Raw genomic sequence first — 12,391 nt, forward strand, 5'->3', positions numbered from 1 at the left:
CACAAGCTCTGTGATTAAAAACCGTCAAACTATTGATTTGTCTAGGTTCTGGCTGCGGTTTGCTGCCCCAAGGCTTCAAACCGCGCATTTACCAATATAGGCAACTTTCCTTTGGTTGTCAACCCCTCTCCCCCCAAAAAATTCAACAAAACTTTTTTTGGGGGGATAATATGATTGATAAGTAATGCCATGAATCATCGTTTCTTGATCGCACTTGCGCTTTTTTTTTGTTCTTGTAACACCAACAAAATTTAAGATTATTGCCAGAAGATTTAGATCCAAGCCATCAACTCAACTAATTAATCTTCATCTAAATAAAGAATTAATCGTTGTTTGTTCTACGATTTCGCTAAAATCTGGGTATTTATCTTCTGGGGCAACATAAGTCAGAGTTAAAACTTTATTTGCATCTTGAAATGACCATACTTGTAGATACTTGTTAGTTAAATCGCTATTTTGTTTTTTTCCTGTATAAACAACGCGATGGGCGATTTTTTGGTTTAATTCAATGGGACGAGAATCGATTATTTTCGCGGCTGGCAGATTTGTAATAATTTGAGAAATTTTCTCAGTACTATAATCCCCCAAAGAGATTGTCGGATCTATATTTTCTGTTTCTATAGTTACTAAAACAGAATTTGTTTCTTCTTGGCTTTGTTTCGGATGTAATCTTGCCACTATTCCCAAGGGATTTTCTATTTGTTCTAAAATCCAATTGTCGGGATAATCTATCTCAATTCCATGCTTAGTATTTTCATAGGTCAAAATTAAAGGGGCTTTATTAGTTTGTTGCTTGAGATAATAACTGTAACCACCTCCGCTAAAAGTCAAACCAAATACGGTAGCTAGTAATATTTTTTTGATGGAAAATATTTTAGATTGAGGAGAGTTGGTTAGATTGATCGCGGGATTATTGGAATTAGAAATTGAATCTATTCGAGTTTCAACAAAATCAGGAGTAGAAGATGGATTAAGAAATTGTTTTAAAGTTTGATGTACTTCCACTGCGTCTGAATAGCGATACCGAACATCCGAGTCTGTCATTCGATCTATAATGTCGGCTAATTGAGGACTAACGTTAGTTAAGTTTCTCCATTGAATTTTCCCCGTCTTCAAATCTCTTGATAGTTGATAAGGTTCGATACCCGTGAGGGCAAAAATAGCTACCATTCCCAAAGCATAAATATCGCTACTGTAGCTAGGTTGACCCATCGTTTGTTCTACAGAGATATAGCCAGGAGTACCAATAATTGTTGGTGTTTGATGATTAGATATTTGAGTAGCAATTTCTTTAACTGCACCAAAATCAATTAAGACTAACTTGCCATCTTTTTCTCGCCTCATAATATTGGATGGCTTGATATCCCGATGGACTACTTGTTGTTGATGAACAAAAGTTAGAATCTCTAACATTTCATCTAAGATTTTAGCTACTTCAGATTCTCCTACTTTGATTCCCGATTTGATTTCACTATCTAAATCTCTACCTTCAATATATTCTTGGACTAGATAAAACTCTTGATTTTCTTCTAAATGTGCTAACAGTCGTGGAATTCGATCGTGTTTACCTAGCTTATTCAAAATTGCTGCTTCTCTAGGAAACAATCTTTTAGCTGTGGCAATGGTAAATTCATCGTTAGATTCTGGTTTTAGCTGCTTGACCACACATAAAGGATTGTAGGGCAGATGAAGATCCTCAGCCAAATAGGTATGACCAAAAGCACCAGAACGTAATTTTTTTAGAATACGATAACGTCCAGCAATAAATTGTTCGCTCACAGAAACAAATAATGGGAATAAAAAAATTAACCTGAAGATTATGATACTCAAATTTAAGATTATCGATCTGTTGAATGCCCGATTGCTCTACCAAGAATAATATCTTATAGTCATATTTTCCCATTCAACAACGGTAATCCCTTGAGAATGAAGAGATGGGGAAACAAAAAATATTACAATTATTTTATTTAATTAAATAAATTGAAACTAACATGGCGGATATAGTAGATATTGCAATTAATACAGAAGGTTTTAGTACGTTAGTTGCTGCGGTTAAGGCAGCTAATTTGGTAGAAACTTTAAAAACTCCAGGTCCTTTTACTGTATTTGCGCCCAATGATGCAGCTTTTGCCAAACTTCCTCCTGGAACTGTACAGACTTTAGTACAAAATCCACCTCAGTTAGCCAGAATCCTTACCTATCATGTAGTAGCAGGGAAACTGACTAAAGCAGATTTAAGTAAAGTTGATTCTGTAGATTCTGTCGAGGGTTCGCCAATTTCGATTAATTGTGACGACGATGTTTTTGAGGTTAAAAATGCTACTGCGATCGCAGCAGATATCGAAGCAGATAACGGTATCATTCACGTAATTGATAATGTTATTTTGATGGGATGACAAGTTAAGAAAATTATAAATAAAAGGTATTTAAAAGAATAGCGATCGCAACTATCCTTAATCTGGCGATCGCTTTTTAATTATTTAAAAGCTTTTTTCTAATTTTATTAGGTTATTAGGGTTAACTCCAAGTCTTGATTAATTTTGGGGATATATTTTCTCATAGGCTTCAATTTCTTTGTCTGAAACTAGATTTTGTAGTGCTTGTTGGCGGGAAAGCATTAACATTTGGGCAATTTTACCAATTTCTCCATCGGTAAGTTGACTTTGTGCCAGTTCGTCCAATAATTGATGATAGGTTTTGTCTAGTTGATGATAGAACTTGAAACGTACGTCTTGAGGTTTAGATTTAGTCATGAGTTTGATAATTTGATTACTTAAATACTGTCCGTAATGCTGCTAAAGTGAAAATTATCTACTTGGCAACCAGGAATGATACTTCCGCCACAACGTTTAACCTGACTTAATTCAACGATATTAGCCAACATTTCGGGCAAACGCTGATTAAAGCGTAAATTCTTAATGGGATGGGAAATCTGACCATTTTCAATCAGGAAAGTACCATCCCTAGTCATGCCCGTAACTTCTAAAGTGCGAGGATCGACATAACGCACGTACCAAGATCGACTAACTAGAATTCCTTTTTCCGTACTAGCTACTAAATCCATAACGCTTCGATCGCCACCTGTCATGACAATGGGAAACATCGAACCAGTCGGTTGTTTGCCTTTCTCCCGCGCCCAATAGCGACTGTAAGACAGGGTTTGGGGAATGCCATCTTTAACGATATTCAATCTATCATTGGGCAAACCATTACTAAAAAATCTGCCTCCCTGTAACAAAGGATGGGCAGAGTCGCGCTTGATTTGCACTAAATGACTAAATAATTTATCTCCTACCTTATTGCCTATAGGCTTCCCCTCATCATCCCTTAAAGACATAAAAGAACGTCCTTCATCCGCCGCACGAGCGTCCATATTCCATACTACCCAAGGCAGCAAGCCAGCAAATGCCGAAGGTTCAAAGATAACCGTATAGTCTCCTGGTGCGATCGCCTGGGGATTTCTTGATGCGATCGCTCGCTCAATTACTCCTTCGGTTAATTCTAAAATAGGCAGACTATCGATATTCCAAGCAGTGCAACGATTCCAACTCGAACCATTATCAATCCTGGCAGTGTAACTAAAATCTGCTTCAGTAGTGCGATCGCAACCTCGCAAACCCGCCGAATTACCAATGGCATTTAAAGATGCGGAAAAACTTAAAGTTCCCGAACCGTTGACCCCCGCCTTCTTACTTAAAGAACATACCTGTTGAATAATTTCACCTTTTCTCAGGGGAGATAAATTGGCGGTAGCTTCATCAAAAGCAGGGGTGCGACTACTATAGGTTTGGGCAGGCAATAATTCTACCCATTCAGGATCTTCGGGGGCAATGCTCGCCAAATCTTCGGCTCTTTTAACAGTTTGGGCGATCGCATCTCGATTTAATTCTGTAGTTGAGGCGGATGCGCTGCGTTTGCCAAAATAGCTAGTGACGGTCAGACTAAAGGTATTTTTGCGGACATTTTGACCGATTTGATTTTCGCTAAAACGACTGAGGGCGCTTTCTTTCGCACTGAGACTAACAAAAATACCGTCGGCAGTAGAACGAGCGAGGGCAAAATCGATTAGAGCTAAGGCTTCCGATTGAGTAATAAAACTATTGAGAGTTGCTAAAGTCATATCTAATAATTTGGTAGCAAAAAAGCTAGAAGCTTTAACAGTTAAAGCCTAAACTATATATAAAGTTATATGCTAGCAGCCTGCTAATGATAGTATTAATTTTTGGATTGATTTTTGGTGACTTAGGATAAATAACGTTATGGCTCAAACTTTAATGTTTAATGCTTTGAGAGAAGCAACCGACGAAGAGATGGCAAGAGACAAGACTGTCTTCGTTTTAGGTGAAGATGTCGGACATTATGGTGGTTCTTATAAAGTCACCAAAGATTTATATAAGAAATATGGCGATCTGCGACTCCTCGATACTCCCATTGCTGAAAATAGCTTTTGTGGCATGGCTGTGGGGGCTGCATTAACTGGTTTGCGCCCTATTATTGAAGGAATGAATATGGGTTTTTTGCTTTTAGCATTTAACCAAATTGCCAACAATGCAGGAATGCTCCGCTACACTTCTGGCGGTAACTTTACAATTCCGATGGTCATCCGAGGTCCTGGTGGTGTCGGCAGACAGTTGGGTGCAGAACATTCTCAAAGACTAGAAGCTTATTTTCATGCCGTACCTGGATTAAAAATTGTGGCTTGTTCTACGGCTTATAATGCTAAAGGATTATTAAAGGCAGCCATTCGCGACGAAAACCCCGTACTCTTTTTTGAACACGTCTTACTTTACAACCTCAAAGAAGATCTTCCCGATGACGAGTACATTCTTCCTCTAGATAAAGCAGAAATAGTACGTAAGGGTAAAGACGTTACAATTCTTACCTATTCGCGGATGCGCCACCACTGTACTCAAGCAGTTAAAGCGATCGAAAAACAAGGCTACGATCCTGAAATCATCGATCTAATTTCTCTCAAGCCTTTTGATATGGAAGCAATTTCCGAATCAGTACGCAAAACCCACAAAGTTATTATTGTGGAAGAATGTATGAAAACTGGTGGTATTGGGGCAGAATTAGTCGCTTTAATTAACGAGCAGCTATTTGATGAATTGGATGCACCTGTATTGCGTTTATCCTCCCAAGACATTCCCACACCCTACAACGGTACGTTGGAAAACTTGACCATCGTACAACCCGCACAAATTGCCGAAGCCGTACAAAAAATGATGAAAGACCGCATTTAAAAGGCTTCACCCTTAAAATCAGATTGATTTGTTTCTTAAGAGTTAATTAGTGTAGAAGATCGTACTGCATTAGCCAAAAAGCTGTCAGCTTGCAGCTAATAGCTGATAGCTTAAAAGTAGGAAACTAATAATCGAACAATTATGAACACTACTATATTCAAACAATTCTTCGTGGATTGTGTGGGCAATTGGCAGTCCGATCGCACCTATCACTATTTAACTCACAAAGAAATCGAGCGATCGCAAACTACTTTTGAAGTTACTCCCTTAACGAGCGATCGCAAAGCTAAAGTGTTAACCGATAATTCTTACCAACAGCTAGATAATTTAGAAGGCTTGCCAGGATTTAACTTGGGTTTCTATACCATCTCGGAAACGGGAGAAGAAAAAAGACAAAATCTTAATTTGATGTTTGTGCCAAAATCTGGGTCAGGTGCAATATTAGAAGGAGACTATCTGCGCGATCGCGCCTATGAAGAAGACCGACCGATTATTGCTCATTTTCGCTTTGACTCTACCACCAAAGAATTATTAATGACTACTAACTACACCAGAGTAGTCTCTGTCGATTCTATTACCCTAACCAATCCTACCCTCCGCATTCGCAAGATTCTTAACTACGAAAAACCTCCCGCAGGAAAACCATTAGAAAATGTTCTTCTCGTTGGTTTCGGAGTAGAAAAAAAAGTTGTTATCTAAGCTACAAAAGTTTACAGTCTTCTCATTAAGTTTTACAAAGCTCTATCGGAACAGTTCGGACAGCATTGTATAAATAGACTGTGAATAACTATCTTATTCCTATAATTGGGATAAGCATTTAGTTGATTTTCCTCAGGTGTTATCCAAGATTGAAATGTTATTTTGCTTGACCAAGGCAAAAAATTAAGATCTAACACCTTAATTTAATAAACTGCACTTTTTATATTTAGTGCATAAACCAAAAAGGCGATCGCTATCTTAATTTGAGTTAGCATATCCCTCAAAATTTCTAAGTTCTCAAACATTAAACCGAGCAACTAAAGCAATTTTAGTAATTGTTAAGCAGTGAAATATCAAAAAACATGGTTTTGGTATCTTGCTACTTTGCTCTTGCTCTTGTTGCTTTTAAGCGAAGGGTCTGAATTGTTTGACCAAAATTAGTAGAACTTACACTATGACGAGTGTCAATCGTTTTATGAGTATATTACTCAGCGAGTTTCTGACCCTTGTCGAGTTTGTGTATTTACATAAAGCTCTTTCTTAAAGGTTGTAACGCAATATTAAAGTTGTATCAGGGGAAATTCATTCCTTTGGTAAAAACTTAATTGTTTTACATTCCGTAACAAATTAATTCCTTATTAGGGAGATTTATTAAATGACATTTGGACCAGCATCCGAATTAGGAGTCGGCTTATTTGAAGATACCGCTCCTATTGAATATGTACCAGGTCGTTCTGAAGAAGAAGTAGAAAGCATAATTCGTGCAGTCTACAGACAGGTACTAGGTAACGCTTACATCATGGAAAGCGAAAGAGTGACAGTTGCCGAGTCTCAATTCAAAATGGGACAATTTAGCGTGCGGGAATTCGTGCGTGCGGTGGGTAAATCTGACGCTTACTTCTCTCGTTTCTTTGAAACTTGTCCTCGTTACCGTTTCGTCGAACTAAACTTCAAACATTTCTTGGGTCGTGCGCCCAATGGCTATGACGAAATGAAAGCTCATAGTGCCATCTTGGATGAAGGTGGTTGGGAAGCAGAAATCGATTCCTATCTTGATAGTGATGAATATCAAGAAGCCTATGGGGAAAACTTCGTTCCTTTCTATCGTGGATATAAGAGTCGCCCTGGTCAAACCATGGTGGAATTCACTCATATGTTTGCTTTGGCTCGTGGTGCTTCTTCCAGCGACTTTAAAGGAAGTTTGGCAGGAAAAACTCCCGTACTAAACAAAAACATCATCCAAGGTACTCCTATTGCGATCGTTCCTCCTTCTGGTGGTGCGGCTGGAGATGGTTGGTCTTTCCAAGAGCCTACTTTGGGGGCGCGTACTCGCCAGGGTTCTGGAGCGGGAGACAACGGTAAGATTTACCGTGTCGAGGTAACAGGCTACTCTGCTAAAGCAGTCAATCGAGTATCCAAGTTCCGTCGTAGTAACAAAGTATATTTAGTCCCTTACGATAAGCTATCTCAAGAATATCAACGTATTCACAAACAAGGTGGCAAAATAGCTAGCATCACCCCTGTTAATTAATAGTTAGTTTGCTCGACCATACTACGAAAAATTTTTAAATAATAGCGGTCGAGAGTCTAGCAGTTTAGTTGATTGCTACTCTCGACAGCTAGCTTTTAGATTTGACAAATCAATATTTATTTCAGGAGAAATCAAAACATGGTTGCAGTAATAGACGCACCTGTAGAAGTTTATTCGAGTAGTACTGCTGATGACAAAGCAATTGCTATTCGTGCTGTATACAAGCAAGTGTTGGGCAATCCTCATGTAATGGAAAGCGAACGCTTGGTAAGTGCGGAGTCTCAGTTTTGTAATGGCAGCATTAGCCTCAGAGAATTCGTACGCGCTGTGGCAAAATCCAATTTTTATCGCGCTCGTTATTTTGAAAGCTGTGCTCCCTACCGCTTTGTAGAGCTAAACTTCAAACATCTTTTAGGACGCGCCCCTAACGACCAAGCAGAACTTTCCGAACACATCCAACGTTGTGTGAATGATGGTTACGATGCGGAAATCGATTCTTATATCGATAGCGTTGAATATTCCGAGAAGTTTGGCGAGAACATCGTTCCTTACTACACTGGAGCGACTAGCACGGTAGGTAAAAAGCAAGTTAACTACAATCGCACCCTTTCCTTGCTTCAAGGTATTGCTGGAGTAGATAGTGCCGAAAAGAGTTCTCGTTTGGTAGATAGCGTGGCTACGAATGCTGCTGTGGCTGCTAAGACTCCTTCTACTGGTGGCAGAACTTCTCCTTATCAAGATGCTACCGCAAAACGCTTCAAAATTGTCGTTAAAGGTTCTAAATTCGACGCTCCCCGTCGTATTAGTACTACTGAGTATATCGTGCCTGGCGATCGCATGACTCCCCAAATTCAGCGCATTAACCGCACTGGAGCAACTATTGTTAGCATCACAGAAATCTAACTGGTTTCTGGGATGACATAAAACCCATAACTGACTAATCGATAATTTAAAATTCAGGAGAAATTTATCATGTCACTTTGGTTACAAGATGCTCCCGCAGTAGAATTACGTCCTAATTTTACTGAAAGCGACCTACAAGTCGTAATTCGTGCTGTTTACAAGCAAGTTTTTGGTAACGCTCATTTATTAGAGTGCGATCGCTTGACTTCTGCGGAGTCTTTATTGAGAGATGGAGACATTACCGTACGCGGTTTTGTGCGGATGGCTGCTCAGTCGGAACTCTATCGTTCTTTATTTTTTGATACCTCTTCTCAATATCGTTTTATTGAGTTAAACTGCAAGCACTTTTTAGGACGCGCTCCTTTAAATCAAGCAGAAATCTCCGCTCACGTCCAGACTTACAATAATTCTGGTTACGAAGCAGAGATTGATTCTTACATCGATAGCGATGAATATCTCATGGCTTTCGGCGAAAATACAGTTCCCAACCCTCGTAATGCTAGCGATCCTAATACAGTAAGCAATGTTGGCTTTAACCGTGTTTATGCTTTATATCGTGGTGGTGCAACCAGCGATAGTGGCAGATCTGCTCGCTTGATTAGCGACTTGGCAGCTAATTTGCCTACGGCGATCGTTGCTCCTACAAGTGGTGGTGGAACTCCTGGTAGCAATAACAAACGCTTCCGCGTCAAAGCTACCAAATCTAGTATTGGTTCGTTAAACCGTCTTAGCAATCAAACTTTTGAAGTTAGCTACGAGCAGTTAAACGCCAAGATTAAAAACTTACACCGTACGGGAGCAAAAATTCTCAGTATTACGGAAGTTTAGATCGCTGTAAGGCAGTCGAGTTGATAAATTGGGGGAGACTTAAACATTTTCCCCCAGAAAATTGGAGGTCATTAAGATATGTCAGGAATGATTACAACTGGGGATACTAATGTCAGTACTTACGGCAGTCGCACAGTGGCGATCGAAGTAACTGGAATCTGCCATCAAGAGGTGGCACGCACTAGTAACTATACAGTTCGAGTTCCTTATAGTCGGATGTCTCAAACCATCCAAAACATTAACCGCATGGGAGGCAAGGTAGCTGGTATTTCTCTAGGAGTAGCTTCTCCCGCAGTAGAAACTACTACAGAACCCAAAGCACAAGCTCCCGAAAAACGATCGGGAAAACGAAAAAACCGCAACCGTAAGTAGTTTTTTTAGATTGCTGATGGTATTTCTAGCAGCATTTTTTAGCTGCTAGGATTTAAAAAAAAATTTTAAATAAACACTTTTATAATAAAAAACTCATGAACATAGATGAATTTGTGGAACGCTCTCTGGGTAAATGGCGATCGCAACGTAGCGCGCATCATTTAGCATTTCGTCATTTTGAAGAGGTAACTTCTGATATAGAAATCTTACCTCTAGACAATAGCGACGATCGCGTGATTGAGTTGTGCAAAAACAATCAAGTCGATCCTCATTTAGCTACTAGTCCTTTTTTTATGAAGTGGGAAGGAGAATCAGACTGGGATGAAGATGAAGTGTTAACAGGTTCTACAGTTCTAGTTCCCGTACCAGACTTGGAGAATCCGACAAAAGGTAGACTCTTAAGAGAGCAAGGATATGCAGAAACAGTCCCTGCGATCGGCTACTATCAATTGGTTGAAGATGGTTCTTTCATTTTGACTACTAAATACGAAAGGGCTAGTGCAGAAGAAAAAATTTGGTTCGCTACGCCCAATTTGCGCTTGCGGGTATCTATGATCAAAACAGCAGATGGAAAAGGAGTCACTACAGCTTCTTTTTCCTCCGAAATTCGGGCTTTAAATTTGGATTAGTTATTAGATTTTTGGTAAATATTTACTGTTGGAAAAACTTACATCAATAAAATAATGTTAATCGGAGAAAATAGTTCGACAGAGCAAGAAAAAAGTAGCTTAGTTCGAGATTTAGCTAATTTAATGGCAGGAGATTTTTGCAATCGCGAACAATCCGATGGCGATCCTAAAAATTATGCTCATATTCGCATTTTCTTCCGCCCTTTACCCTGGGAATTTTTTTCAGGAATAGGTTTTTATTCCGAACAAGTTTATGATTACGACCTTTGGAGTCCCTACCGTCAAGGAGTTCATCGTTTAGTAGACAAAGGAAACCACGTTTACATTGAAAATTATAGTCTTAAAGAAGCGGAATTATATGCTGGTTCTGGTCACAACCGCGATATTCTCTTGACGATTCCCACTGATGCCATAGAACGCCGTCATAACTGTTCGATGGTTTTTAAACAGGAAGGAGATACATTCTTAGGTAGCGTAGAGCCAGGAAATAAATGTTTTAGCTATCGCACGGGAACTAAAACTTATTTAGTCAGTAGCGTCGAGCTTACTGAAACTACTTGGATTAGTTGGGATCGAGGTATGGATCTCAAGACTCACGAACAAATATGGGGATCTGCAAAAGGAGCTTTAAAATTTAAAAAAAGGACTAGTTTTGCAGCAGAATTACCTTCATCTAAATAAAAACAAAATATAAATCTATATATCAGAAGATGATTACCTCGGAGCTAACAGCAAAACGTATGTTGCCACCAGTAGCTAGCAAAAAAATGCAAGCTTGGATTAGAAGCCGTCATCTAATTTGTTCGGGTAACTTTTTCATTTTTGAAACTTTAGAATATTCTACGGTCGAAAGATTTGAAGAGTGTGTTAAAGGATTGGGCGGAACATTTATTTCTGTCGAACCAATACGCAAAGTTTGGATAGGCAATCATCGTCAAGTTATTTTGTATCAAGCAAAGGCAAGTTTACATACCCCCCATCACGATCTAAAACAATATTGGATTAAATATGGTGGTTTTTATACTAGATTTGACGAGCGTTCTTGTTAATCTCATTATCCCCAGATGAATTAGGGGGCTTTGAACTTCCCGTCTTTACCCTGTAAAATAATGAGTTCTAAGACACAAGATTAAAGTAAGCTTGAGTTGAATATCGGAGATAAAAAAGTATGCCTCGTAAAAAAACAAAATCTAGCACTAGACCTCGCAAAAAAACTAGTTTCTTAGAAAAGTCTCAAATAGGAATTTCTTTAACTTCTCAGGCTTTCCAAAATTTGAACGAGATTGTTGCAGAAACAGGCTTATCTAAGTCAAAAGTGGTAGAAGGGTTATTTTTGGGCAATCTGGCGATCGCCAGTGATAAGGCAGAAAAAACTATCTCCATTGAATCCGATTCAAGCAGCGATACTGAAGCCGATGGCAATAGTAAAATTTCACTCTTGGACGGAATGGTAGCAGCAGAGAAGAAGACTACTACAACTTTAGAATCTTCTACCGACGAGCAAGAACAAAAAGAATTACAGAATCTCGAAGAGTTAAAACAGAACCTTCAAGAACATAAAACACAATATCAAGCTTTAAAGCAATCTCTAAAGGAAAAAGACGTTCGCATAGCAGAATTACAAGAACAATTAGAAAAAAGAATAACTGAAGCTGGCGGAGAAGAAACTTCAGGCATAGAGCAATTACAAGAACAGCTTGCCCAGCAAATAGCAGATAATGAAGCTAAAGAAGAAATTATTGAAGCAAATGTTATTACAGTTGAAAATTTAGAACAGCAAGTAACAGAACAAGAATCAGCTTTAAATCAACTACAACAACAGTTAGAGGAAGCCAACAGTAACAGTAATAATCTCCAGCAGCAAGTAACAGAACAAGAATCGGCTTTAAATCAACTACAACAACAGTTAGAGGAAGCTAGTAGTAACAGTAATAATCTTCAACAGCAATTAGATAGCAAACAAGGAGAAATTGAAACCATAACAGGCGATCGCGATAATCTCCAACAACAATTAGATAGCAAACAAGGAGAAATTGAAACCCTCACAGGCGATCGCGATAATCTTCAACAGCAAGTAACAGAACAAGAATCAGCTTTAAATCAACTGCAACAACAGTTAGAAGAAGCCAACAGTAACAGTAATAATCTTCAACAGCAATTAGATAGCAAACAAGGAGAAATTGAAA

The 12,391-nt window shown here is 38.9% G+C and carries 14 protein-coding genes and 1 pseudogene; 11 read left to right on the plus strand and 4 right to left on the minus strand.

Annotated elements, in window-relative coordinates; genetic code table 11:
• Window positions 1–41: 41 nt before the first annotated feature.
• On the minus strand, window positions 42–191 hold the full coding sequence (locus tag AC33VI_RS11200) for a hypothetical protein (protein WP_491782343.1): 150 nt from the start codon (window positions 189–191) through the stop codon (window positions 42–44).
• A gap of 115 nt (window positions 192–306) precedes the next feature.
• Entirely contained in the window at window positions 307–1,779 is a 1,473-nt protein-coding gene (locus AC33VI_RS11205) for a protein kinase domain-containing protein (RefSeq protein ID WP_491782344.1), read from the minus strand.
• Window positions 1,780–1,991: 212 nt separating this feature from the next.
• On the opposite strand from AC33VI_RS11205, the gene AC33VI_RS11210 reads away from it, so the two are divergent.
• Entirely contained in the window at window positions 1,992–2,396 is a 405-nt protein-coding gene (locus tag AC33VI_RS11210) for a fasciclin domain-containing protein (RefSeq protein WP_491782345.1), read from the plus strand.
• 138 nt (window positions 2,397–2,534) lie between these two features.
• Here the strand turns inward: AC33VI_RS11210 and AC33VI_RS11215 are convergent, their stop codons facing one another.
• A complete protein-coding gene (locus tag AC33VI_RS11215) occupies window positions 2,535–2,753 on the minus strand; it encodes a hypothetical protein (protein ID WP_491782346.1) in 219 nt (72 codons plus the stop codon).
• Window positions 2,754–2,773: 20 nt separating this feature from the next.
• Complete coding sequence (locus AC33VI_RS11220; RefSeq protein WP_491782347.1) at window positions 2,774–4,120, minus strand: TldD/PmbA family protein; 1,347 nt, start codon at window positions 4,118–4,120, stop codon at window positions 2,774–2,776.
• Between the two features lie 139 nt (window positions 4,121–4,259).
• On the opposite strand from AC33VI_RS11220, the gene AC33VI_RS11225 reads away from it, so the two are divergent.
• The 10 genes and pseudogenes from AC33VI_RS11225 to AC33VI_RS11270 form a co-directional block, all read left to right on the plus strand.
• Window positions 4,260–5,243, plus strand: a complete 984-nt coding sequence (locus AC33VI_RS11225; protein WP_491782348.1) for an alpha-ketoacid dehydrogenase subunit beta — start codon at window positions 4,260–4,262, stop codon at window positions 5,241–5,243.
• A 141-nt stretch (window positions 5,244–5,384) separates the two neighbouring features.
• Entirely contained in the window at window positions 5,385–5,942 is a 558-nt protein-coding gene (locus tag AC33VI_RS11230) for a phycobiliprotein lyase (protein WP_491782349.1), read from the plus strand.
• 655 nt (window positions 5,943–6,597) lie between these two features.
• Window positions 6,598–7,473 carry a phycobilisome rod-core linker polypeptide gene (locus AC33VI_RS11235; protein ID WP_491782350.1) on the plus strand — a complete coding sequence of 292 codons (876 nt, stop codon included), beginning with the start codon at window positions 6,598–6,600 and terminating at the stop codon, window positions 7,471–7,473.
• A gap of 138 nt (window positions 7,474–7,611) precedes the next feature.
• Window positions 7,612–8,376, plus strand: a complete 765-nt coding sequence (locus AC33VI_RS11240) for a phycobilisome rod-core linker polypeptide (RefSeq protein ID WP_491782351.1) — start codon at window positions 7,612–7,614, stop codon at window positions 8,374–8,376.
• 69 nt (window positions 8,377–8,445) lie between these two features.
• Window positions 8,446–9,204 carry a phycobilisome rod-core linker polypeptide gene (locus tag AC33VI_RS11245; RefSeq protein ID WP_491782352.1) on the plus strand — a complete coding sequence of 253 codons (759 nt, stop codon included), beginning with the start codon at window positions 8,446–8,448 and terminating at the stop codon, window positions 9,202–9,204.
• A gap of 78 nt (window positions 9,205–9,282) precedes the next feature.
• On the plus strand, window positions 9,283–9,576 hold the full coding sequence (locus AC33VI_RS11250) for a rod-capping linker protein CpcD domain-containing protein (protein WP_491782353.1): 294 nt from the start codon (window positions 9,283–9,285) through the stop codon (window positions 9,574–9,576).
• Between the two features lie 95 nt (window positions 9,577–9,671).
• Window positions 9,672–10,205: a phycobiliprotein lyase gene (locus AC33VI_RS11255; protein WP_491782354.1), complete on the plus strand. Its 534-nt coding sequence runs from the start codon at window positions 9,672–9,674 to the stop codon at window positions 10,203–10,205.
• Window positions 10,206–10,259: 54 nt separating this feature from the next.
• Window positions 10,260–10,886 (plus strand): chromophore lyase CpcT/CpeT, encoded by a 627-nt coding sequence (locus tag AC33VI_RS11260; protein ID WP_491782355.1) that lies wholly within the window; start codon window positions 10,260–10,262, stop codon window positions 10,884–10,886.
• Between the two features lie 29 nt (window positions 10,887–10,915).
• A complete protein-coding gene (locus AC33VI_RS11265; protein ID WP_491782356.1) occupies window positions 10,916–11,254 on the plus strand; it encodes a CpeR family transcriptional regulator in 339 nt (112 codons plus the stop codon).
• Window positions 11,255–11,373: 119 nt separating this feature from the next.
• Window positions 11,374–12,391, plus strand: a pseudogene (locus AC33VI_RS11270) (hypothetical protein); the annotation flags it as partial.

This window comes from Waterburya sp., from assembly GCF_058530065.1.